Source organism: Rummeliibacillus sp. TYF-LIM-RU47 (genome assembly GCF_008638315.1).
Lineage (GTDB): Bacteria > Bacillota > Bacilli > Bacillales_A > Planococcaceae > Rummeliibacillus > Rummeliibacillus stabekisii.
Window position 1 is genome coordinate 413,010 of the sequence record NZ_VVIR01000001.1, and the last position, 24,873, is coordinate 437,882.

Sequence of the window (24,873 nt, forward strand, 5' to 3'; positions counted from 1 at the left end):
CTTAAAAATGTAAATACATGTATGAAATATTATGCTATATTTTAGGTGATAGACCATTGATGGGATGGAAGTGAGAAATGACAATGTCTAAAACTACTATAATTGATAAAGAAGCTGCTCGTCGGATCAGAGAGGGAATGAAAGCAGATTGCACAAAATGTTTTAGTCTCTGTTGTACTGCTCTAAATATTGTTGCTTCAAGCGATTTTTCAATTAATAAACCGGCAGGAACTCCCTGCCTGAATTTGCAACCTAATTACAGCTGTCAAATACACAGCCAGTTGAGAGATAAAGGCTTCAAAGGATGTACAGTTTTTGATTGCTTGGGGGCGGGGCAGGTCGTTTCTCAGGTTACTTTTAAGGGACAGAGTTGGCGAGGAAATCCTGAAATAGGGAAGAAGATGTTTCAGGTATTTCCAATTATGGAGCAACTCCATGAAATGATTGCATATGTTTCAGAAGCTCTGTCTTATGAAATACCGGAAGATATAGCAGATAAATTGAGCAAACAGTTAAAGAAATTGCAGTATTTAACTGAGTTGGATGCAGATGATTTACTTGCCCTTGATTTAATAATGTACCGTTTTTCTTTAAATGAGCTTCTAACTATAGCAAGTAATTTTGTTAGGGAAAAAGCGATTAGTAAACTGCCTGGTAATCGAAATATAAAAGATTTTGATCATGCAAGAGTCGACTGGATCGGAAAGAAACTAGAAGGAAAAGATTTAAGGGCTTCTGATTTTAGAGGAGCTTATTTGATTGCTTCAGATATGAGAAATTCAGATTTGAGAGAAGTAAATTTCATTGGTGCTGATTTACGAGATGTTAATTTGGGTGGAGCTGATCTTTCTACTAGTATGTTTTTGACTCAAATGCAAATCAATTCAGCAAAAGGAAATGAGATGACCCGGTTGCCAATATATATACAGAAACCTTCTCATTGGTAAAGGTAGCTATCGCTGTCTGTTCTATATTTTTAATCTTCAGGTAATATGAGCTGCTGAATAACCCTAGCGTTTGATAAAACCGTGCAGTTTCTCTGAGGGAAGCTCTGAAAAGCATGTATGCTTGCTTATTTACTTTTATTGATGACAATACAAAAAGGCCTTTGTTCAGCGTCTTGAACAAAGGCATTTCTCTTATACAAATGGACGTCTTACACCTGCAATTACATTACAGTGTGAATTGACAACTGGTGAAATCATTACCTTCTGTGGCCATGATTCGATTACTTTGTTGTCGCCGAGATAGATTGCTACATGCCAGATAGTGTGTGTACCTGGCTCATAGTAAAAGATTAAATCACCGCGCTGCCGCTTGTTGTAGCTTACTTTTTTAAATTTCGAAGAAGCAAACAGTTTGCGGCTGTTCCACTCATTGCCAGGGTGTGCGTGTTGGATGCTTGATACTGGGACAGGGTTAATCCCGCCTGCATACAATCCTTGCGTTACTAGCCCACTACAATCTAGTCCATAGCTTGGTGAAGAGGAAGCGCCGACGATATAGGGTTTTCCTAAATATTTATAGCTTTGTGTTATCATCGCTTCGATATGTTCTTTACGTCCATCCCAAGCAAAGGCTTTTAGTGGTGCAATATACTGGTCAATGCTATACCATGATGCTTCACTGAAACCTAATTTCTTCCAAGTTTTTATATCCACATTACCTGTAACGGGCAGATGATTTTTGGCTTGGAAATTACGTACGGCATTATATGTGGCATCGTTATATTTAGCATAGCCGTTGGGTCCGATAATCCCAAGTTTATTCATAACTTTCCATGTCTTGATTCCTTCGTAGCCTCGACTTAAATTATAGCCAACTTTCCCTGTGGGCTTGATTTGTTTATATTGAACTTGATAGTAGGCTTTGGGATTTTGATAACCCTTCGTTTTTACCACAAAGTGTTTATGAGCGGTAAAATAGTTGCCATTCGTCAATTGAAGGCGCGGTGTTCCTTTAGAAGAGGAGACAATTCGCTTAACATGCAAATAGGTGCCTTTCTTTTCAAAGCTTACTTTCTTTTTAAATTCAACATCTTTATACATGGAGGTACCTGCTATTACCTTTACAATCACAGGATTGGTCTTATAGAACGTTGATACTTCTTTTGCCTGTGCAGTAGATTCCTTGCCAATCGCAGGGGAGAGCAAGAGAATACTTGCCATCAAACCCATTAACCATTTTCGCTTCATCTGTTAACCTCAACTTCCATAGTAGAATAAAAGACTTAAGTTTCTCCTTTAATAGCTGATTGCCCGATATTTGTCATCTTTCCAATGTTTTTTAAATGTACTGATTTTCATGCTGCTTTTTTTACCTGTCCATGGGTCATTAAAATAAACTCTTGAATTATCATAACCTGTTACAGTTAATGCGTGATTTACAAAACCATCGACATTCGCTACCCATACAACTACCGGGTGATTACGATTGATTTGTTTTTTAATCGATGTAAACGATTTGCCTGTCATGTTCACCGAGGAACCGGCATATTTTTTGACTAGTTTCATCAATGCAGGAGGGAAGATCCACCAACCTGCTTTACTATAGGGACTGCCAACGAAGCCTAGATTGCCATTTAATGTACTAGTTCTTGGCATTTCCCTGGCCATTTTCATCTTATCCACTTTGGCTCCTTTATACTGGAGCATCATGGTGACGGCAGTAATTTCACAACCAGTTGGCAACTCAGGAAGCTGATTAATGACCTTTACGTTTAGGTTTTTATAATATTCGCTTAAGCCATTTGCTTCAATCCACCCTAACAATTTGCCATTATATGAAATTCTGTACCATAGTTTTCCGCCAGCTTTAGCAGATCTGCTTATGTACATTTTCTTGCTCTTATAGTTGAAGCTGCGGTGGCTTGGTTTCATGGAATTCTTGTCTACATTATAGGGATTATGTTTATAGATAGGGTAATTTTTCTTTTGCACTGTTTTGATTTTTAGATAGAAATTCTGCTTTTTTTCATCTATCTTTTTATAGTAAAAATGTTTTGCCTTTAAAGGTGTTTCCTTCGGTGGTTTCGTTTGTGGAACTTCTTTACTTTCATCTGATTCTTCAGAAGGAGTTTGTGGATTGGTTGGTTTATTTACCTCTCCGTCGCTTTCATCATCGGTTTTAGGAATAGCCTCTGTAGCACTGGTTGGTGTGTCCTCTAGCAACTGATCGACACGCTGATTTTCTTCGTGTATAGCTGGTGTCTGTTTTAAGATTCTTTGCTGATTTAGCTCATTTGCCTTTGGGAGTTTGGGTGTTTCATTTGCCGCATGAACAGAATAGAGAGAAGGCTCTGCAAATAGAAGCGAAGCAGCCACTATAGTAGATAAGCCAATTTTCTTCCTATTATTCTTCATTTATAGTCCCTCCAATGTTAATTTATTTATAATGTATTACCCATTCATGCTAAAAGTATATAGGTTAATGGGTTAATTTACAAAAAAATTAAAAAATGGAATGTAGCTTATAGTCCTTTTTCTTTATATTTATTTAAAAAAGTTCGCTTAAAAAATAAGCGAACTTGGTTAAGCTATTTTTGTTTAGCTGATGCTCTCGATTGAAGGCTCCACTCCTGCTTCTTGATTGGGTTTTTTATAAACTTCATCTTTGGTATAGATAGTTAAACCTGTTGTATCTTTTGTTGATCGTGAGAATAGCAGACTTATGATATATCCATATACATATGCAGAACAGAATGAAACGATACTAACTGTAAACGGCGTTAAATTAGTCTTTTGAACAAAATACGCTGTAATTGCACTTAAGAATAGGCCGATTAATACACCTGGTGTATTTGCGCGTTTTGTAAATATACCTAATGCAAAAATGCCGGCAATAGGTACACCAAACAATCCGGTAATAGCTAGGAAGAGATTCCATGTTTCTGCACGATTAGTTGAAATTAGATAAAGAGCTGCAGCCATACCGAGTAGGCCTGCTATGATGACGATGATACGAGCCAACCAAACATCTTTTTTCTCATCTTTTCCAAAGAAACGTTGTTTAAAATCAACCGTTACACAAGCAGAAATACTATTCAAGCTTGATGAAATAGTTGATTGGCAAGCTGCGAAAATAGCAGCAATCAGAAGACCTGCTACGCCTGCCGGCAAACTGGAAACGATAAAGTAAGGAACAAGAGCAGACGTATTAAAACCTTCGGGAAGTGAAGTAACATTGTTGTAATAACTGAAAAGCACAGTTCCCATACCGAAGAAAACAGGAATTGTTACCAAAGCTAAAATGCCGTTTGTCCAAAGAGATTTATTGGTTTCCTTAATGGAACTCGTGGTTTGATAACGCTGCACCACATCTTGGCTCGCCGTATATTGATGTAGATTATTAAAAATAGAGCCCAAGAAAATAATGGGAATGGCTGCAGCTGCACCTCCGAATTGGAAGTTTTTCGCCGTGATTAATTTATCATGGTCCATCGCGTTTTGCATCACCGTAGAAAAGCCGCCGTCAATCGCATGAATCCCTAAAAAGACAAGCAGAATTGCTCCGCCCAATAGAATAATTCCTTGGATAACATCACTCCAAATAACACCTTCCATACCACCTAGGAATGTATAGATGATACATAGACCGCCAACAGCTGTAGCGATAATAATCGGATTAATATCAGATACAAGTGTGATAGCCAATGTCGGCAAATAAATAACGATGGCTACGCGTCCAATATGGAACAGTGTGAATAGCAAGCTGCCAATAAAGCGAAGAGATACCCCAAATCGTGCTTCTAAATATTCATAGGCAGTTGTCACATTTAACTTTCTGAAGAAAGGAACATAAAAGTAGATTAAGACCGGAATAATCACCAAAATCGTGAGATTCCCGGCTGCATAGGACCAGTCAGATAAAAAAGCCTGTTCAGGTGTTGACATATATGTAATCGCACTTAAAGTCGTTGCATATATACTAAACCCGGCAGCCCATGCGGGAATTTTGCCACTAGCTGTAAAGAAAGCATCTGTATTTTTGCTTGATCTCTTTGTGAAATAAATCCCTACCGCCAACATAGCCAGCAAATAAAGAACAAGTACCGCCCAATTGGCCGTTCCAAAGCTAATTTTCTCCATCAAACTCACCCTTTCAATAAATAAAACATTTTTTATTTATACAAAATTCTTTCAATTTAGCCCGTAGCAATCTACTAAAAGATTGCTAAAATTATAGCTCATATTTTTCCACAAGGTGTTTAACTGCATCTTTCTTTGCTGGATCAAGAGAAGACATTGGCTGTTTGACGGTGCCGGCTTGAATGCCTTTTACGTTCAAAATTTCTTTTAACGTTTGATACAAGCCAAGCTCTAAAATCTTTTCAATCAAATCATTGGTTTTATGTTGTACTTCGTAGGCCTCTGCGACTTTGCCGGTTTGGCATAAATCCCATATTTGTTTTGCTTGTTTTCCGTTTACGTTATAGGTGCTGCCGATTGCTCCGTCGACACCGCTGATCGCTCCGTAAATTAACATTTCATCAAACCCTGAGTAAATAAGTTTATTAGGATATTGTTTTCTAAGACGTTCAAGTAAGAAGAAGTTACCGTCTGTATATTTCACACCTATAATCTTTTCATTTTGGAAAAGCTCATCAAACTGAGCCATTGACATAGAAACACCAGTAAGCGCAGGAATAGCGTAAATAATCATATCGTTGCCAGTTTCACGAATAATTGTTTCATAGTAAGCTTTGATTTCTTGGAATGTAAATTTGTAATAGAAAGGCGTGACGGCAGAAAGGCTATCATATCCAAGTTCTGTTGCATATTTACCAAGCTCAATTGCTTCATTAAGATTAAGCGAGCCAACCTGTGCAATTAATTTAACTTTACCTTTATTTTCATCGCTTACAATTTGAAAGATCTGCTTCTTTTGTTCCGTGGAAAGTAAGAAGTTTTCTCCTGAACTTCCATTTACATAAAGTCCATCAATTTGTTGAACATCAATGTTAAACCTTACGACATCACGTAAACCTTGTTCAATTATTTGACCATTTTCATCAAATGGTACAAGCAATGCAGAAAATAAACCTTTCATTACTCATTCCTCCTATTTACTAATTGATAAAACAATACGCAAAATATATAATATTGTCAGACCAATTTTTAGTTAGTACCATCATAAAAGGCTCAAATTGAAAAGTCAATATTTTTTGTAAGGGTTTTCATATAGTTGCGGCTTATAGATCAGAGTCGTTATGATAGAAAAAAAGAGGAGAAGAAGGTGAAAGATGGTTATCCAGAAGATATCTTTGGTCGACCTTGCAATTGATCGAATAAAAAATTATATCAAAGACCAAGATTACAAACCGAATGATAGATTCCTATCTGAAAAAGAGTTGGTAGCCAAGCTTCAGGTAAGTAGAACGGTTGTTAGAGAAGCGCTCATATCTCTCCAAACCATTGGCATATTGACTATCAAATCAGGTGGCGGAGTTTATATTGCAGAACCAAAGCTTGATTCCATTACAGAAATCTTGAAATTTCATTATGATACGTATGGGATAAAGCTTAAAGAATTAATTGAAACGCGAGAGATTGTTGAAATGGGTGCTCTAAGATTAATCATTGAAAATAATACGCTCGCAGATACAACCAAATTAACAAACTTAAATGAATCCTACTATCAAGCGATTATAGCAAAGGATGATCCTAAGCCGTATGATCGACTATTTCACCAAGCTTTAATGAAAGCTACTGATAATAGTACGTACTATTTATTTAGTGAAATTATCAACGAATACTTTTCATTCGTTTGTATTGATGTAAAAGAAAAAGAAGACGAACTGCTACAAGCATATACAGAACATAAAGCTATTATTGAAACTATAGAAACAGGAAACCTTCATGAAGCGCAAAATAAAATGAAAAAGCATTTTGAACCTATTTTTAAATTGGTTCAACAATTAAAGGAGATACCTGACGATGGAGCCGATTCAATCATCTGAAAGAAAGTCATTAAAGAAAATGATCATCCAAGAAATTAAGCAATATATTATTGATCATGAATTAAAAGCTGGCGACCAGCTCCCAACTGAAAGGAAATTCACAGAGTTATTCGGAGTGAGCAGATCTGTGGTCAGAGAAGCACTGAGCTTTCTTGAAAATACGGAAATCATTACTGTACGCCAAGGACATGGAGCATTTTTAAACGAAACAAATTTTGAAAATTTATTGGACAACTTTTTCTTCTTATGGCAAATCAATAGCGGGAAAATGAAAGAAATTGTGGGCTTAAGGGCACTTTTTGAATCAAGTGCTATTGATGAAATTGTGAAGGCAAATCGCAAGGACGAATTAGATCGCCTAAAAGAATTGGTGGAAAATAGTGCAGGGCTTACCACCCCGGAAGAATTCAGAATTGCTGATCTTGCCTTCCATAAGGAGCTTTTGAAAGCAACGGGCAATGAGTTGTTTATACAAATGACTAATATGATTACAAGCTACTTTTTCCAAGTGCAGCATGTACAGCTGACCCATGCAGAATATCAGGCCATTATTAAAGAACATCAGGAAATAGTTGCAGCCTTGCTAGCGGGAGACGCAGAACGAGCCAAAAAGCTCTTGACAAATCACATGAAAAATACACGTGCATAGGGGGCTACCATGGCTAAATATTTAACAATAGATATCGGCGGCACCTATATTAAATATGGATTGGTTGATGAGCAGCTACATCTTATTGATAAGGGAAAAGTAGCTACAAAGAGAAATATGGAGTCTGCCATTTTACAACAAGTAGACGAGATAATAGAAAAATTTTTAAGCGTAAGCTCATTAAATGGAATCGGTATAAGCACAGCCGGAATTGTTGATAGGCAGAAAGGCGAAATTGTATACGCCGGGCCTACAATTAAAAATTATAAAGGCACTTCCTTTAAAAAACATATAGTTGAAAAGTTTGATTTGCCTGTTCATGTTGAGAATGATGTAAATGCTGCATTGTTAGGCGAAATATGGAAAGGTGCGGCGCAACATCACGATCAAGTCTATTGCATTACACTAGGTACGGGGATAGGTGGTGCCTATTATGATGAGGTAATTGTAGATGGCTACCATTTGCAAGCTCACTCGGTCGGCTATTTATTATATGACCCTGCTTCTAAAACAAACTATGAAATGAGGGCTTCCACCTCTGCTTTATCAAGGAAGGTTGTAAAAGAATTAGGCACTGATTTTACAGTGCAAGATGCCTTCGACAAAGCGAAACTAGGTGATGTGGGCTGCACCGCTATGATTAGAGATTGGTGTAAGGAAGTCGCGAGGGGGCTTTCTGAAATTATCCTGTTGGTTGATCCAAGCTGCATAATAATTGGTGGAGGCATTTCTCAACAAGGAGACTTTTTATTGCACCTCATTGAAGAACAGGTGGAGGAGTTCTTGCCATCCCATTTTTTAAAGACGGAAATTAAAATGGCGCAACTTTATAATGATGCAGCCTTGTACGGCGCTGTATACCCATTTTTTAAGGAGGAAAAGTAGAATGATCCAACAAGTCAAAGACGGTCTGATTGTTTCATGCCAAGCTTTACCGAATGAACCATTACACAGTTCTTTTATCATGTCAAAGATGGCGTTAGCTGCCTGGCAGGGGGGCGCAAAAGGGATACGTGCAAACTCAAAGGAAGATATTATAGCGATTAAAGAAGAAGTGGATTTGCCTATTGTAGGCATAGTAAAGCGCGATTATAGAGATAGTGATATCTATATTACAGCCACTACGAAAGAAATTGATGAATTGCTAGAAAGCCAATGTGACATGATTGCGCTGGATGCAACAAGCAGAAAACGCCCTGGTGACATTCATTTAAGTGAGTTGGTTGCGTATGTGAAAGAGAAGGCTCCTGAATGCCAGCTGATGGCAGATATTGCAACGCTTGAAGAGGCAATCGAAGCAGAGAGATTGGGTTTCACTTGTATCTCTACGACATTGCATGGCTATACAGAAAAAACAAAGGGGAAGAAATTATATGATAATGACTTTGAATTTCTTAAGAACGTTCTCAGTCAAATTAAGATACCAGTTATTGCAGAAGGCAATATTTTGACCCCTGAAATGTATCAGCGATGCATGAAGATAGGTGCTCACGCATGTGTAGTTGGAGGAGCAATCACACGACCAAAAGAAATCACTCAGCGCTTTGTGGAAAAGTTTTAAACTGTAAAGTCTTTAATCTCACCAAGGTTAAAGGCTTTTATTATATATATCAAATATCTGGTGAGTTCTTATATATACATAATATTTGGGTGAATCACACATAATTTTATATAATTAAAATGAAGTATTAAATTTGATAAGAAGGGTTTTGAAATTATGGTTGCGAGTATTCGTAACATTACCATCTCCAACAAAGATGAAATTTTAGCACTGCATGTAGCTAAAGCGCAAGAAGGGTTTATTGAAACAACACAAGAATGCTTAGAGGAAGCCGGTGAGAATGCCAATTTTGTCCCCGTTGGTTTGTATGTAGACGACATTCCTGTAGGGTTCGCCATGTATGGTGCCTTTCAGGATGAAAAAGAGGGACAACGAGTGTGGCTAGATCGGTTTTTGATTGATTCGCATTACCAAGGAAAGGGTTATGGTCGTCTTTTTCTTGAGCAATTAATCCAGCATTTGATTGCAAAGTATCAGTGTAAGAAAATCTATTTAAGCGTATATGATAACAACAAGCATGCTATCCATTTGTATCAGCAATATGGGTTCTTCTTCACCGGTGAACTAGATACCAAAGGAGAGAAAGTAATGGTTAAGGATATTTCGAACTAAATTTTTAAAAAAATCCAACGAATAAAGTTGGATTTTTTTGTTTATGTAGTGCAAAAAAGGGTATAAGGTGTTATCTTAGCATGTGTATACATATGTTAGACAATGTGCATTTTTATTTCAAAGGGAGGAAATAAAATGAAAAAATGGTTAGTTACAGGTTTATCAATTGTGTTAGCAGCTACCCTTGCTGTTGTCCCAGCAACCCCAAGCGTTTTAGATGCAGGACCTAAAACAGCATCTGCGGCTACAAAGACAACGCAAACTTACATGCTGAGTACGAAGAAAACTTATGTACGTAAGGGTGCAAGCACAAAAAATACGGCTGTTGGATATATTGACAAGAAAGTACGCGTAAAGCTGAAGATTACAAAAGGTAAATCTTGGGCTTACTTTAGCGAAAAAGGCTTAAAGGGCTATGTAAAACTAGCTGACTTTAAGGATTTAAAAAGAAAGAGCAGCAGTGAAAGAGAATCAAAGATTATCACGCTTGTTAATAAAGAACGAAAAAAAGCAGGCTTAAAACCTCTTAAAGAAAATAAAGTGATGAACTATACAGCTTATTACAAGAGTAAAGAAATGGCACAAAAAAATTATTTCGGCCACGATGGCGGAAAGTATAAAACATGGTCTAACCTAATTACTAGCCATATTGGCATAAATATTACAGGAATGGGCGAAAACATTGCCTATGGTTATCCATCCACGAAAGAAGTAATGATTGCATGGATGAATTCAAAAGGGCATCGCGAAAATATATTAAATAAAAACTTCAAGGAAATGGGTGTTGGCGTTTATTACGATAAAAGCAACAAACGTTTCTATTGGACGCAACATTTCCTAACAAAATAAGAAAAGAAAAAGGATATCTCGTGGGAGATATCCTTTATTCGTTCAATTTCCATGTAGCATAATTCAAGCTTAGCGCGAAGATAACCCATCCTATATAAGGAATCATCAATGTGCCTGCTGCTCGATCAACTTGGAAGAAGTCATAGGCAGTGAGTGCAATCGCGCCGAGTAATACGGTCATTTCCACTAATGCCGTGCCACGAAGCTCCCAACGAAAGAACAAAAATGACCATAAGAAATTAAGTCCAAGCTGTAGTTCATAGATGGAAATTTCCTTTTTTCTTTTACCTTCTTGCTGTTTGGATACTCTATATTTTGCGAGTCCCATTAATCCATATAATGTAGTCCAGGCAATGGGAAAAACGGCGGAAGGTGGAGAAAACGAAGGTTTTTTCAGTTTCTTATATTTCTCTTGAGCATGTCGATTGGCAAGCCAACCGGTTATAGAACCGCCAATAATAGGGACGAGGACATGCTTGGCCAAGCTCTTTGTATCCATCTTTCCATTAACTTTCAATAGTTCCATAGAAAATACACCTCCTGACTATCATCTTTCCCTTATAGTAGTAATCCAAACAATACCTAATGAGTCTTAACGGATAATTTTTTACTGTCGTTTAAAAGCAATTTACCACCGTTCCGAGGCAAAATACTACCGCAATTCGATGATTTACTAACGCTAAACTAAAATTTACTCCCGGAACTTAACAAATTACGTCTTATAGAGAAACTGTCACATAATAAAAACCCCCTCGATTAAATTCGAGGGGGTTGCTACATCTAACAACATAAACATTAGTCAGCCATTTTTGCCTGGAGTTCTGCTTCTTTTGCTTCCATAGTTTCAGATTGCCACCAAAGGACATCATCTGGGTCTTGATCTAGGACTTCTTTAAACTCTTTACGTGAATCCACAGCTGGGAATGAGCCTTTTAGTGGACGTCCAGATGTATCGCGGAATAACCATGTAAAGATTACGAAGCCAATAATACTAATCACCATTAGATAGATGGCAGGTGACAACGGATTTTTTGTAGCATGTACAAGATAAGATGCTACAAGTGGTGTAGTACCGCCAAAAATTGAAACAGAGATGTTAAACGATACAGCTAATGCACGGTATCTGACGTCTGAGAAGAAAAGTGTTGGTAATAGCGACGGCATAGTACCTTCATAACAGCTTAGGAAAAAGCCCAGCAAAAAGACGCCAGCGAAAATCCAGCCGATATGGCCATAACCCATCATTGAAAATGCAGGGACTGCTAAAATAAGCGTACCAAGCAAACCAATTTGAACAATGCGTTTATTACCAATCTTATCACTCCAACGACCAAAGAAGAGTGCAAGTGGAATCATAATCATCATCACAACTAATAAAATGACTAAGCTTACTGTATTGTGAATATGCAATACCTCTGTCATATAAGAAGGAATGTATGACAGTATCATATAATTTGTAATGTTAAAGAAAGCCACAATTACAATACTTAGTAGTAAATCTTTTTTATAGTACTTGATGATATCCCTAAATGGAATGTGTTCTTCGTTTTCACGAGCTTCTTCCATCTCTTCAAATACAGGAGATTCATCTAAATGACGGCGCAAGTAAAGGCCGACTAAACCAATTGGCGCTGCAATAATGAACGGTAAACGCCATCCCCATGATAGCATTTGTTCATGCGACAGCATAAAAGTAAGTAGTGTGACAACCCCAGAGGCAAAAATATAGCCAACGAGCGTACCAATTTCCAGGCCGCTGCCGAGAGTCCCACGTTTTTTATCAGGAGAAGATTCTGCAATATAGACCATTGCGCCTGAGTATTCGCCGCCTGTTGAAAAGCCTTGAATCATGCGTGCTACAAGCAGTAAAATAGGTGCCCAAACACCGATTTGTTCATAAGTGGGTAAAATACCGATTAAGAGGGTAGAGATTGCCATCATAATAATGGTCGTACTTAAGACGATCTTTCGTCCATATTTGTCCCCGATCCGGCCAAAGAATATGCCGCCGAGTGGACGAATTAAGAAAGCAACCGCAAAAGTGGCGAATGTAAAGACGAGTTGAAGACTGGGGTTACTTACTCCCGCAAAGAATAATTCACTGATTACAACAGCTAGGTATGCGTAAAGTCCAAAATCAAACCATTCCATCATATTACCTACACCTGTTGCAAATACAGCTTTCTTTGCTTTCTTTGAGCTTACGATATTAATATCCGAAGGCTCAATATCAAGATTTTTTTGTACCATATTTCTAAAACAGCTCCTCTATTTAGTTTTTGCTATTTTCGAGAAGCTCCAAAAAGATACCTATGTTTAAAAGAAATAGCGGAAACTTAAAAACAATCTCCGTACCTTTTAAGAGACCATATTCAGTTGTATTGTTGCAAAGTAATGAGTAAAAAGAGATGAAACTATGAAGTTGTTAGATGTGAAAAAAGATAAACGCATTTCCTAATGATGAATAGGTATACTATTATAATAGAAGAAACTAAATTTAACAACCCATAATGTCCACCATGTTCTGATTCCCTATTCAATCAGCCTATAAACATATTAAAAATAGATAAAATTTTTTGTGAGTGAAATAGGTTCTTATTTCATATAAATTCAACAAATTTCGACATTAATAAGGTATATTAATATATGTATTTTTTATTGGAGGGAAGCCATTTGAATCGCCGAGGTATCAGTATATGTCTGCTGCTCATATGTTGTTTGCTTGTATTAACGAGCTGCATGAAGAAAAGTATTCAATCCCAGGAAGTAAAGCCTCTTTCATCTACCGAAAAATTTGTGATTAATCATTTAGTCAATGAGGATGGGCTTTTGCGCACGAATTTAACTGATCAAAAAAATGTCTATTTATCTGAATCTGCCGGTTTATGGTTAGCTTATTTATATGAAAAAGGTGACCAGGAACGTTTTCATCACCAAGTAAAAGTGATTAAAGACCATTTTTTAAAAAACGGATTGCTTGCATGGAAAATTGATGGAGAAAAACAGGCAACTGTCAATGCGTTGATTGATGATGAAAGAATTGCAGGTATTTTACTAAAAGCAGGGGACAAATGGCATAGCGCAGCATATACCAAGTTAGGGAAGACAATCAGCCAATCGCTAGTAAAAGACGGAATGCAGGATGGCTTTTTTGTTGATTATGTAGATGTAGATACATATAAAAAAGCAAATGTATTAACGCTGAGCTATATAATGCCACAATCATTAAAGGAAATGAAAAAACATGATGTTCTTACAGAAAAACAATATCAAAAGCAGCTATCGATTTTAAGTAAGGCGCCTCTATCAAAAAATGGTACCTATCCAAAGGCCTATCAGATTGATAATCAACAGTACGTATATGACGATGATTTGCACTTAGTTGATCAGCTTTATGTCGCATATCACCAAGCATCTGTTGGTCAAAATACCCAAACTTTCAAAAAATGGCTTATTAAGATATATAGAAGGGAACATAAACTTTATGGCAGGTATACAGCAAGTACTGATAAACCCTCTGTGCAGTACGAATCACCCGCAGTTTACGCACTTGCTACACGCTATATGCTTAAAGTAGGAGACTTCAAAATGGCCCAAGAATTTTATGGGAAAATGAATGAAATGAAAATTAATAAAAAATCTGGTTACTATGATGCAAAAACAAAAGAAACTCATGCATTTGATAATCTATCCCCATTATTAGCAGAAAGGGAGATGGCGCATGCAACTAAAAAGTAAATGGCTAAGAGAATTATTTGGCTTTGGGGCTTTATTTATTATACTGAGTCAATTGCCCCCATATTTTCTGTTGAATGGTGAAAATACACGGCTGTTATTATATATCCTATTGCTTCTTATCTTTTTCTTTACTCTGTGGCGTGGGTTGGTAGCAGGATTAATTAGCAGTTTAATTTATCTGTTTATAACAGGTACAGCCCTGATTTATACGGAGTTTTCAGGTGAAGCTGTATCAACGACTCGTATGCCATTACAGTTATTTTTAGGATACGGGATTGTGCTTTTGCTTGGCGTCCTTGCCGCAGGGAAGATACAAGGAATACTTGTGACGCAACAGGAGTATAACAAAAGGCTTCAACAAGACATCAAGAATTTTGTAGCGGTGGATCCGGAGACGGGTTTTGACAATGAGATGCGTATGCGTTTGACATTAAATGAAGAGATGCGAAGAGCTGATCGTTATCATCATACATTCACCTTCATTCTCTTAAAGCTTGAGAATTATAGTCAATTTAAAAAACTATATGGCATGAAAGAAGCAAATAATCTTTGGAAGCAGTTAGCTTTAAGAATTACAGGCAAGCTCCGTCATATTGATAAAAAATTTCGGTATCAGCAGAATGAAATCGGTTTGCTGTTGACAGAGACATCAGACGCTTCAATTGATATCATTTATCAAAAATTGGATGACATACTCAAAAATCATCAACTACTCAATGGCAAATGGATAACACTCCAATACAAAACAAGCTACATTACCTATACACCTAATAGCGAGCGTACCCTTGATGAATTGCTAGGAGAGATGGAAAGGGAGATGAGGACAAGTGAGCTATAAGGAGTTTTGGCTGTTTACTCTTGTTCTTTTAGGAAGTGTTATTTATGCAGGAAATACATATGCTTCTGCCAAAGAAAAGGACACTGCAATCGTCTATATGACAAGCGACGGGCAAGTCAATGAAGACATCATAGCATTGCAGGAGATGTTGGAATCTGTAGTGTCTGTCGATATATTCCCCGTAGAATCTTTAACTGATAACAACTTGAAGCAATATCGCAGGCTAGTGTTTATTAGCACCTATAAGGAGAAAGTTCCCCTTAAAGCAAAAAGAGCAATGGAACATTTCAAAGGGCCGGCACTTACTATTGGCGAGAATGCCACACAATTAAAACCCTTTGGAAAGTGGAGAGACCGTGAATATGTAAAACTACGCAAAATTGGCAACTATACGTTGACAGAACCAATTAGGTGGCATGCTATAATTCCTCCGAAAGAACAATGGAAAGTCCTTGTACATGCCTCTACGTTAACGCAAAAAGTGCCATTCGTATCGCGTTCCCTTCATTCAAACTGGTCTTATATGGGCGATTTGATGTCGTCAACAGAATTTGTCTACAGCTGGCCGCATCTCTTTAGCCAAGTGCTGGGCATTCAGTTTCAAAATACACATCCAGCCTATATCGTTCTAACGAATATAAATATGAAAACCAATTTAACAAAGCTAAAAGAAACAATCAACGAGCTTTCATCTCGTCACATTCCACTTCATTTAGCAATTACGCCGATATATAAAGAGAAAGATGGCTCATCCTATTATATTCAGGATAACAAAAAGCTGGTTAAGTACCTGCGTTCTCTTCAACAAAAAGGGGCATCGCTTATTCTATCTCCTTCTGGCAATGAAGTAGATAATAGCTTGGAATATATGGTTTTAAATAAGCTCTATCCTACAATCATCAGCAATCCAACTAAAGGCTTTACGGCTGCCCTGCATGAACATAGCCAACACTTTTATATGGCAAAACAGGATGGTCATATAATATATCCGCTAAATGTAAATCAGATACAAGAATCAACGGAGACGTCCATTAATCAGTTTCAGGCATCGCTTGCTCGATTAAGAAATGTGCCAGGTTCAGCGATAGGCATGCCTTATCCAGTCTATCTAGGAGCTCCCTTGATGGGAAAAATCATCAGCACATTGGAAGATACCCAAATGCCAATCGAATGGATTGATTTTCGGAAGAGTCAGCTTCAAATCAAGACAAAGAAAGTGGATATCAAACAGGAAAAAAGCGGAGCCCTGCACGTGAAGAAGTCATTTACTATAAAGGATCGGCTACAAATGTATTTCCAGGAAAGGCCTTTTGAAGTTATTTTGTGGGCTATTCTAGTGGTTGTAACAGTATTTGTAGTGATTTTTTTCATTAATACGCTTCGTTTGCGTATAACATTGCGCAAGCGATTGTTTGAGGAGAGGAATGAGCATGGCTGATCTTTTATTTTATATAGCACTATTTCTTATATGGGTAATGCTGTTATATCATATGTTTCTAATGGAAGGGGGCTATCTCCATTTCCGCAGTTTTGAAAAGCCCATTTCTGAATGGTCCAGAAATATGGAGGAGCTGCCAACTGTTAGTGTCTTTATACCAGCCCACAATGAAGAACTCGTTATCGAACAGACTTTACGAGCGATGTCTCGGTTGTATTATCCCAAGGATAAGCTTGAAATCATTGTTATTAATGATAATTCATCTGATGATACGGGGTTGATTGCAAGTAGGTTTGCGGAAAAATACCCATTTATCCGAGTCCTTGAAACAGTGGAACCAAATAAGGGAAAAGGCAAATCCTCTGCATTAAATTCTGCGCTTGCTGACTCTTCCAGTGAGATTGTTATCGTATATGATGCGGACAATACGCCGGAGCGAATGGCGGTTTGGTACTTGGTGATGGGACTTCAAAATGACCCCAAAGCCGCAGCAACTGTCGGCAAATTCCGTGTCATCAATGCGGAAGAAACATGGCTGACTCGTTTTATCAATATTGAAACGATTTGTTTTCAGTGGATGGCACAAGGCGGACGTTGGAAATGGTTCCGTGTTGCCACCATCCCTGGTACTAACTTTGCTATTCGCCGCAGTATTTTAGAGAGGCTTGGCGGTTGGGATGTTAAGGCATTAGCAGAGGATACAGAGCTGACCATTCGTGTTTATAATCTTGGCTACCATATACGCTTTTTCCCAAAAGCTATTACATGGGAACAAGAACCGGAAACCTTGAGTGTATGGTGGAAACAGAGAACACGGTGGGCGCGTGGTAATCAATATGTTGTGCTAAAGTTTCTTCGCCAATTTTTAACACTGAAGAGAAAGAGTATTATCTTTGATTTGTTTTATTTCTTTTTCACTTATTTCCTATTTTTCTTTGGAGTAATTCTGTCGAATGCTTTATTTATCATCAATTTGTTCTATGATATCGGTCTTAGCATTGGTAATATCTCTTTAATTCTCTGGGGGCTTGCATTTTTACTCTTCTTAGGAGAAGTGATGGTCACATTAAGTATTGAAAAAACAGAGATGAATTGGAAGAATTTCATATATGTCATCGCCATGTATTTTACATATTCACAGATGTGGATTGTGTTAGTGGTTCGTTCTTTATATTTAGAAATCAAGCGTTTGATTACAGGCCAAGAAGTCAAATGGTATAAAACAGAGCGCTTTGCGAAGAAGCCAAAGTAAGGAGGAGAAACATGAGAAACATTATATATTTTGCAGCGTTGTTCTTCAGCCTGTTTCTATTTTCTTTGCCTGGAAAGGCAGCAACGAATATTACAGTGAAGCACCCTATTACAATAGAAGGCACAAGTAACGAAGAAAAACCGCTTACCAATAAAGTAATCGAATTGCAGGGGCCATCATCTTCCACTGACTTTTATTATTCACTAGAAGAAAGTGAAAGAAATAAAAAGCATAGTGCTACTTTTCACTTGGAGCATTCGGAATTACTAAAATCCCCTTCATCATTTACAGTGAAAGTGGATGGATTGCCCGTTAAGTCAATTTCTCTTGCAGGCAAGAAAACAAACAATAGCGTGACGATTGATTTACCAAAAAGAGCCTTAACAAAAGGAGACCACACGATAACAGCGAGTTTTTATGGAGTGGTAAAAGAAGGCGTATGTGTTGCGCCGGGAGATCAAGGTAACTGGCTTAAGATTGATGTACTTTCAACTATCTCCTCGTTTGCAAAAGAAAAAAAAGAAATAGCATTAAGCGATTATCCATCAGCTTTTCAAACAGGGAACACCCAGATAGTATTACCAGACAATCCATCAACAGCTACTTTAAATAGCGCTTATCAGCTAGCGGCATTTTTATCAGAAGAGGAAGACAGCGAGGCTACAGTATCACGAGAAACTCATCTTCGCTCAGTAAAAGGACCGGTTATTTTTATTGGAGCTAAAGATGAGTTTAAAACATCGGAAATACAACGCATTTTGTCTAAGGCAAATGTCAGCTACAAAGATGGAATCTCACTCAAAAGCGGAATATTGAACAATCAAGGCAGCAAGAATGAGGTTCCTGCACTTTTTGTAACTGCAGCAAGCAGCAGTACCATTGAACAAAGAATTGATCTTTTATTAAAAGAAGATTTAACAAAGCAACTGTCGGGGCAACAGATGACGGTAGACCAATTACCGCAGTCAAAGAAGAAGGACGGCACCCATATAAAACTTAACGAATTAGGCTTTAAGAGTGAAACCTTATCTGGCGGTAACACAACATCAAAAGATTATTATGTTTCATTGCCTCGCATGGAAGAAGACAATCAAGCAAACCTTCATTTGTATTTGAAAAAATCAGCAACCATGCCAGTAAAAGATAAAGAGAATGACCGAAAAACAGAGCTAATCCTTTATGTCAATGATGTTCCTCATTCTATTGATCTTAGCAAACTAAAGAAAACACAATCAGGTATATATGAAGCGAATGTACCCATTCAAACGAATTTATTAAACAAGCATTCGCTCGTTGATTTGAGATTCGAGGTCACAGGTTTCCAATTAGAAGATCCCTGTGAGCATACAGGTGAACGATTTGAGTTGTATATTGATGGAGACAGCACGTTGAATCTTGCTAAGAAAGCAAACAATACGGTATTTTCATTGCGCGATTATCCCAATGCTTTTGATCATCAAACACTGATCATCATGCCTAATCAAAAGCAAGTGAACGATAGTCAAATGCTCGCTCTATACAAAACATTATTTATTAACGGTGAGCTCCCACCTATTAAATTGAAAAAAGAAAAAGAGGTTTCGCAGGCTGAACTGCAAAAATATGCGCTAATCTTTACAGGGGAAGTGAACGATTTTAACTTATTAAAAGATAGAAGAGACCAACTCCCATTATCAGATGAAAAAATGATGGAAGAAGGCTTCTTGCCGCAGGCAGTCGCATCAACTGCTTACATCACACAAAATTTCTGGCAGTCTAGCGAACCGTTGCTCGTCCTTGAAAACCGAGAGCAATCTCTCCAGGATGATGATTTTTATCGTCAGTTGAAAAACTCAAACGCTAACAAATCAGCAGCAGTTGAAACAAAAGACGGTCGCTTTATTGTTTCTACTAAAAAAGTTACTGAAACAAATAATGTCTCCAAAAACGATACAAAGAAACAAGCTGTACCGTATATAGTTGGTTTTGTTATTCTTATCGCGGCTATTGCTCTTATTCTTTACATGACCATACGGAGAAAGAAAAAGAATACGACCCACAATGAAAAATAAACGGTTTAAACCCTTTTCTATAAGAAAAGGGTTTTTTTTAGGTGATTTAAGGGATCAACCATTCTTTGAATACTGTTAAAGTGACATACTAATCAAGATTTATGGGGGAAATTTAGATTTAGTATGACATAAATTAATTATTATGTTGACATAATTAAAGTTTTTAAGTATATTATGTGTAAACGATTACATATGTAACCGGTTACACGTTCAATAAGGAGAAATTAATGGTAACAATTAGGGATGTGGGGAAACACGCAGGCGTTTCGGTTGCGACCGTTTCGCGTTATTTAAATGGCAAGGGCTATGTAAGCGAGGAAACAAAAAATATACTCAAGAAAACGATTCAAGAATTAGGATATAAACCAAATCAGATGGCACGTTCACTGAGTACAAAAAAGACAAATATTATAGGATTGCTTGTTCCTGATATTACAAATCCTTTCTTCCCAGAATTGGCGAAAGCCGTAGAGGAAACAGCTTTTTCGAATGGATATACGGTTGTCCTTTGCAACTCTTCTGAACAACAGGAGAAAGAAAAGCATTATATACAATCTTTGCAGCAAAATTATGCAGCAGGGCTGATTGTAACGACTAATTATACGGAAGCGGAATATTACCGCCATATCAAATTGCCGATAGTTGCACTCGACAGGCGATTAGATCCTACCATACCGACTGTTACGACAAACAATGTAGAAGGCGCAAAAATGGCGACCAGCTATTTACTTGACCAAGGATGCAAACATATTCTTTGCATACGAGGTCCACAAGGAATCGGAGTAGCCGAAGATCGGATGAAGGGATTTCTGGAAGTAGTCAATAATGCGTCAGATATTCAAGTCGAAATTATCACATCGCCATTTGAATTTACAGAAGCAGAACAAAAAGCTTTCAACATACTCAGTGCTTTTCCAACAATTGATGGGGTGTTCGCAGCAAGTGATGCATCTGCCATCGGTGCTATGAAAGCAGCGCAATCGCTGGGTAGAAACATTCCAGATGATATCCAAATTGTAGGGTTTGATGGAATTAGCCTTGGAGCGCTTGTCACACCAGAACTAACCACAGTCGCTCAAGATATTTATCATCTTGGTAAAGTAGCGACAGAATTATTGTTAAAGAAAATTAAAGAAGAACCTATAGATAATCATCTCATCGAATTGCCGACAGAGTTAGTCATTCGGCGCTCGACAAAATAAGGAGGGGTCAAATGATTACAGTCATTGGAAGCATCAATATGGACTTAGTAGTAGATACAACGATTTTTCCTAAACAAGGAGAAACCGTGCTAGGTAATCGTTTTGAAACAGTGCCTGGCGGAAAAGGCGCAAATCAAGCGGTCGCAGCAGCAAGACTAGGCGGAGAAATTCATATGGTAGGCGCTGTAGGACAAGACGGATTTGGCCAAGAACTCACAGCAAATTTATCAGCAGAAGGCATTCACACACGTTTTGTTGCCACTGCACAGGAAACAGCAACGGGCATTGCCAATATCCTTTTATATGAAAATGACAACCGGATTATCGTTGTGCCCGGTGCAAATGGACTTGTAACAGAAGCGGGAATTGACGAAGCGAGAGAATTAATCGAGCGCAGTGAACTAGTCATCATGCAATTGGAGATCCCGCAAGAAACCGTCGATTATGCACTTCGGGTCTGTAAAAAAGCAGGCATTCCTGTTCTGTTAAATCCAGCGCCTGCGAAAAACTTTAAGGAAGAATGGATGAATAACATTGCTTACTTAACTCCAAATGAAACAGAGTGCGAAGAAATCTTTCATAGTGAAATAGAAGAAGCTCTTGAGAATTATCCAAACCAATTAATCGTCACATTGGGTGCAGCTGGAGCTCGCTATTATAACGGCAAAGAACATATATTCATTGAAGGCTTTAAAACAAAAGCGGTAGATACAACAGGAGCCGGTGATACATTCAATGGCGCACTTGCATACGCCATAACATCAGGACAGCCGCTAAAAGAAGCAGTACGATTTGCGAACATTGCAGCATCCTTATCTGTAGAGAAATTCGGAGCGCAAGGCGGCATGCCAACACTTCAAATGGTGGAAGCCCGCTTGAAAGGATGAGCAGTTTGAAAAAACAAGGAATTTTAAATCGGGAGCTGGCAGGCATTTTCGCAAAAATCGGCCATACAGATACCATCATGATTGCTGATTGCGGTCTGCCGATTCCGGACGGGGTCACATGTATTGACCTTGCCTATACAATGGGAAAACCGAGTTTCATAGACATACTCGAAACTGTGCTTGGTGATTTCAAAGCAGAAAAAGCTTGGATAGCAACAGAAATGGACGCAGAAAATGTGGAGCTTTATAGTCAGCTAACACCTTTTCCATGTCCAATAGAAAAGGTCAGCCATGAACAATTAAAACAAAAATCGGTGGATGCCAAAGTTATTATCCGCACAGGAGAGGCAACACCATACGCTAATATACTTTTGCAATCAGGTGTGATTTTTTAAAAGGGCGGTGTTACGAAATGATTGAAATGACAGGCATTGATAAAGCCTTTAACGGAAATGTCGTGTTAAAAGGCGTCAATTTTTCTCTCGAGGATGGAGAAATCCATGCGTTGATGGGGGAAAACGGAGCAGGTAAATCAACGCTAATGAAAATTTTGACAGGCATTTATGAACGGGATGCAGGCGTAATCAAAGTGAATGGACAAGAAGTCAACTTTAAATCTCCCAAAGAAGCGGAAGCACTAGGCATCGCCGTCATCCATCAAGAGCTTAATATTTTGCCGGATTTATCGGTTGCAGAAAACCTATTTTTAGGGAATGAGCAGACCCTTGGCAGGACAGGCATTTTAAAAACGAAAGAAATGAACAAAGAAGCTTCACGTATTTTAAGCCAATTAGGGCTCGATATAGATGTCAAAACGCCAGCTGGACAACTTTCTGTTGGGAAACAGCAGATTATTGAAATTGCTAAAGCCATTGAAACGAAGGCAAAGGTCATTATTATGGATGAACCGACGGCAGCTCTAACAGATCGTGAAATACAAACACTATTTAAAACTATTCACAAACTACAAGAACAAGGTGTTTCATTTGTTTATATTTCACATCGGATGGAAGAAATCTTTGCGATTTGCGATCGTATTACGATCTTACGTGATGGACAATATGTCGGTGTTCGGGTGATTAAAGAAACTACTTTTGATGAGATTGTCAAAATGATGGTTGGACGTGAACTAGGTGAACGTTTTCCAGAACGCAATGCTGAAATTGGCGACGTCAAGCTTGAGGTGAAGGGCCTTACAAGAGATGGTTATTGTGAGGATATTAATTTCAAGCTTTGTAAAGGCGAAGTCCTTGCAATCGCAGGATTAATGGGAGCTGGTCGTACAGAGGTGGCACAGGCCATCTTTGGATATCGCAAAATGGCAAAAGGCGAAATCTTCATTGACGGCAAGAAAGTAAAAATCACGAATCCGCTTCACGCTAAAAAACATGGCATTGGATATGTGACAGAGGACCGCAAATCGGAAGGTTTAGTTGTTGATTTCTCAATAAAAGACAATGTGTTGCTGACAAACCTAGACAAAGCTTCAAACATGGGTATCATCAATCGAACAAAAGAAAAGAGCTTTGTAAGCGATTTAATCAAAAAGCTGGGTGTTCGTACATCAGGCCCTATGCAAACAGCCAAGTCTTTGAGTGGTGGGAATCAGCAAAAAGTAGTCATTGCTAAATGGTTAGGCGATGAACCGAAAATCTTGATCCTGGATGAGCCGACGCGCGGTGTCGATATTGGGGCTAAAAAAGAAATCTATCAAATTATTAATAACCTTGCTGAGCAAGGTGTCGCAATCTTAATGATTTCCTCGGAACTACCAGAAGTAATCGGCATGGCAGATCGCGTGCTCGTTATGCATGAAGGAAAAGTTACAGGAGAAGTAACAAAGGAAAATATGACGCAAGAAAAAATTATGTATTATGCCACTGGAGGAGACAAAGTTGTCCAAATCTAAAGATTTAATTCAAAAACTCGGACCATTGCTAGGACTTCTTTTAATCATCATTATTATTTCATTTATGAGCCCTAGTTTTTTAACAGCTACAAATATCTTTAATGTTCTGCGCCAAGTATCCATCAGTGCCTTAATCGCATTTGGGATGACGTTTGTCATTTTAACAGGCGGGATCGATTTATCGGTCGGCTCGACATTAGCGCTGACAGGAGCTATTAGTGCAGGCTTACTTGCAGGTGGTATGAATCCACTTTTAGCTATGCTTATTGGTTTACTATTAGGTGCATTGCTTGGAGCTATCAATGGGGTTATTATCGCAAAAGGCAAAGTAGCACCATTTATCGCAACACTTGCCACTATGACTATTTTCCGCGGTCTAACACTTGTTTATACAGATGGTAAACCGGTCTCAGGTCTAGGCGATTCGCAGGCATTCCAACTATTCGGGAAAGGGTATTTATTTGGAATACCTGTGCCAGTAGTGACTATGATCGTGGCATTCATTGTTCTTTACTTTATTTTAAAACAAACAACATTCGGCCGCAGAGTGTATGCAATTGGCGGTAACGAGGAAGCTTCCCGTTTGTCTGGCATTAATGTAGACCGCATCACCATCGCTGTATATGCACTAACAGGTATGCTTGCTGCATTGTCTGCTTTAATTCTTACTTCTCGTTTAAATTCAGCACAGCCGACAGCAGGTCAATCCTATGAATTAGACGCCATTGCAGCAGTTGTATTAGGCGGTACTTCTTTAACAGGCGGACGTGGCTGGATCTTCGGCACATTAGTCGGTGCACTAATTATCGGCGTATTAAATAATGGCTTAAACTTAATCGGCGTTTCATCCTTCTTCCAACAAGTCGTGAAGGGGATTGTCATTCTAATCGCAGTACTACTTGATCGTAAAAAAACAGCATAGGAGAGAT

The 24,873-nt window shown here is 38.2% G+C and carries 23 protein-coding genes; 17 read left to right on the top strand and 6 right to left on the bottom strand.

The window, feature by feature from the left end; all coding sequences use genetic code 11:
• The first annotated feature begins 83 nt into the window (after positions 1 to 83).
• Positions 84 to 947 carry a pentapeptide repeat-containing protein gene (locus tag F0527_RS01945; RefSeq protein WP_150283613.1) on the top strand — a complete coding sequence of 288 codons (864 nt, stop codon included), beginning with the start codon at positions 84 to 86 and terminating at the stop codon, positions 945 to 947.
• Between the two features lie 192 nt (positions 948 to 1,139).
• Here the strand turns inward: F0527_RS01945 and F0527_RS01950 are convergent, their stop codons facing one another.
• The 4 genes from F0527_RS01950 to F0527_RS01965 all read right to left on the bottom strand — a co-directional run bounded on the left by F0527_RS01950 (position 1,140) and on the right by F0527_RS01965 (position 6,048).
• Entirely contained in the window at positions 1,140 to 2,195 is a 1,056-nt protein-coding gene (locus tag F0527_RS01950; protein ID WP_150283614.1) for a DUF5776 domain-containing protein, read from the bottom strand.
• Positions 2,196 to 2,243: 48 nt separating this feature from the next.
• The gene (locus F0527_RS17175; protein WP_150283615.1) at positions 2,244 to 3,362 is read right to left on the bottom strand and encodes a C39 family peptidase; all 1,119 of its coding nucleotides are present in this window, start codon (positions 3,360 to 3,362) and stop codon (positions 2,244 to 2,246) included.
• Positions 3,363 to 3,545: 183 nt separating this feature from the next.
• Positions 3,546 to 5,087, bottom strand: coding sequence for a sodium:solute symporter family protein (locus F0527_RS01960; RefSeq protein ID WP_150283616.1), 1,542 nt, complete (start codon positions 5,085 to 5,087; stop codon positions 3,546 to 3,548).
• Between the two features lie 91 nt (positions 5,088 to 5,178).
• Positions 5,179 to 6,048 (bottom strand): N-acetylneuraminate lyase, encoded by an 870-nt coding sequence (locus tag F0527_RS01965; RefSeq protein ID WP_066784367.1) that lies wholly within the window; start codon positions 6,046 to 6,048, stop codon positions 5,179 to 5,181.
• Between the two features lie 193 nt (positions 6,049 to 6,241).
• Between F0527_RS01965 and F0527_RS01970 the strand changes: the two genes are divergently transcribed.
• From F0527_RS01970 to F0527_RS01995, 6 genes are all read left to right on the top strand, one after another.
• Positions 6,242 to 6,958 carry a FadR/GntR family transcriptional regulator gene (locus tag F0527_RS01970; RefSeq protein WP_150283617.1) on the top strand — a complete coding sequence of 239 codons (717 nt, stop codon included), beginning with the start codon at positions 6,242 to 6,244 and terminating at the stop codon, positions 6,956 to 6,958.
• Positions 6,936 to 7,607 carry a FadR/GntR family transcriptional regulator gene (locus F0527_RS01975; protein ID WP_150283618.1) on the top strand — a complete coding sequence of 224 codons (672 nt, stop codon included), beginning with the start codon at positions 6,936 to 6,938 and terminating at the stop codon, positions 7,605 to 7,607. Before F0527_RS01970 ends, F0527_RS01975 begins: the two co-directional genes overlap by 23 nt.
• Before the next feature lie 9 nt (positions 7,608 to 7,616).
• Positions 7,617 to 8,492, top strand: coding sequence for an ROK family protein (locus F0527_RS01980; RefSeq protein ID WP_150283619.1), 876 nt, complete (start codon positions 7,617 to 7,619; stop codon positions 8,490 to 8,492).
• A gap of 1 nt (position 8,493) precedes the next feature.
• Positions 8,494 to 9,168: an N-acetylmannosamine-6-phosphate 2-epimerase gene (locus tag F0527_RS01985; RefSeq protein ID WP_150283620.1), complete on the top strand. Its 675-nt coding sequence runs from the start codon at positions 8,494 to 8,496 to the stop codon at positions 9,166 to 9,168.
• Positions 9,169 to 9,324: 156 nt separating this feature from the next.
• Entirely contained in the window at positions 9,325 to 9,780 is a 456-nt protein-coding gene (locus F0527_RS01990) for a GNAT family N-acetyltransferase (RefSeq protein ID WP_150283621.1), read from the top strand.
• Positions 9,781 to 9,915: 135 nt separating this feature from the next.
• Entirely contained in the window at positions 9,916 to 10,629 is a 714-nt protein-coding gene (locus F0527_RS01995; RefSeq protein WP_066784393.1) for a CAP domain-containing protein, read from the top strand.
• 34 nt (positions 10,630 to 10,663) lie between these two features.
• On the opposite strand, the gene F0527_RS02000 is transcribed toward F0527_RS01995, so the two are convergent.
• Positions 10,664 to 11,155, bottom strand: coding sequence for a TspO/MBR family protein (locus F0527_RS02000; protein ID WP_150283622.1), 492 nt, complete (start codon positions 11,153 to 11,155; stop codon positions 10,664 to 10,666).
• Positions 11,156 to 11,424: 269 nt separating this feature from the next.
• The gene (locus tag F0527_RS02005) at positions 11,425 to 12,879 is read right to left on the bottom strand and encodes an MFS transporter (protein WP_066784405.1); all 1,455 of its coding nucleotides are present in this window, start codon (positions 12,877 to 12,879) and stop codon (positions 11,425 to 11,427) included.
• Positions 12,880 to 13,302: 423 nt separating this feature from the next.
• On the opposite strand from F0527_RS02005, the gene F0527_RS02010 reads away from it, so the two are divergent.
• From F0527_RS02010 to rbsC, 10 genes are all read left to right on the top strand, one after another.
• Positions 13,303 to 14,367, top strand: a complete 1,065-nt coding sequence (locus F0527_RS02010; protein ID WP_190323361.1) for a glycosyl hydrolase family 8 — start codon at positions 13,303 to 13,305, stop codon at positions 14,365 to 14,367.
• Positions 14,351 to 15,205: a diguanylate cyclase domain-containing protein gene (locus F0527_RS02015; protein ID WP_147194941.1), complete on the top strand. Its 855-nt coding sequence runs from the start codon at positions 14,351 to 14,353 to the stop codon at positions 15,203 to 15,205. Before F0527_RS02010 ends, F0527_RS02015 begins: the two co-directional genes overlap by 17 nt.
• Positions 15,195 to 16,643 carry a DUF2334 domain-containing protein gene (locus tag F0527_RS02020; protein ID WP_150283624.1) on the top strand — a complete coding sequence of 483 codons (1,449 nt, stop codon included), beginning with the start codon at positions 15,195 to 15,197 and terminating at the stop codon, positions 16,641 to 16,643. The genes F0527_RS02015 and F0527_RS02020 overlap by 11 nt, the downstream gene beginning before the upstream one ends.
• The gene (locus tag F0527_RS02025; protein ID WP_150283625.1) at positions 16,636 to 17,895 is read left to right on the top strand and encodes a glycosyltransferase family 2 protein; all 1,260 of its coding nucleotides are present in this window, start codon (positions 16,636 to 16,638) and stop codon (positions 17,893 to 17,895) included. The genes F0527_RS02020 and F0527_RS02025 overlap by 8 nt, the downstream gene beginning before the upstream one ends.
• A gap of 11 nt (positions 17,896 to 17,906) precedes the next feature.
• Positions 17,907 to 19,946, top strand: coding sequence for a cellulose biosynthesis cyclic di-GMP-binding regulatory protein BcsB (locus tag F0527_RS02030; protein ID WP_150283626.1), 2,040 nt, complete (start codon positions 17,907 to 17,909; stop codon positions 19,944 to 19,946).
• Positions 19,947 to 20,173: 227 nt separating this feature from the next.
• Complete coding sequence (locus F0527_RS02035; protein WP_150283627.1) at positions 20,174 to 21,148, top strand: LacI family DNA-binding transcriptional regulator; 975 nt, start codon at positions 20,174 to 20,176, stop codon at positions 21,146 to 21,148.
• Positions 21,149 to 21,159: 11 nt separating this feature from the next.
• Entirely contained in the window at positions 21,160 to 22,035 is an 876-nt protein-coding gene (rbsK, locus tag F0527_RS02040; protein WP_150283628.1) for a ribokinase, read from the top strand.
• Positions 22,036 to 22,040: 5 nt separating this feature from the next.
• On the top strand, positions 22,041 to 22,430 hold the full coding sequence (rbsD, locus tag F0527_RS02045) for a D-ribose pyranase (RefSeq protein ID WP_150284891.1): 390 nt from the start codon (positions 22,041 to 22,043) through the stop codon (positions 22,428 to 22,430).
• 17 nt (positions 22,431 to 22,447) lie between these two features.
• Complete coding sequence (locus F0527_RS02050) at positions 22,448 to 23,944, top strand: sugar ABC transporter ATP-binding protein (RefSeq protein WP_150283629.1); 1,497 nt, start codon at positions 22,448 to 22,450, stop codon at positions 23,942 to 23,944.
• Positions 23,910 to 24,866, top strand: coding sequence for a ribose ABC transporter permease (gene rbsC, locus F0527_RS02055; protein ID WP_150283630.1), 957 nt, complete (start codon positions 23,910 to 23,912; stop codon positions 24,864 to 24,866). The genes F0527_RS02050 and rbsC overlap by 35 nt, the downstream gene beginning before the upstream one ends.
• Positions 24,867 to 24,873 lie beyond the last annotated feature (7 nt).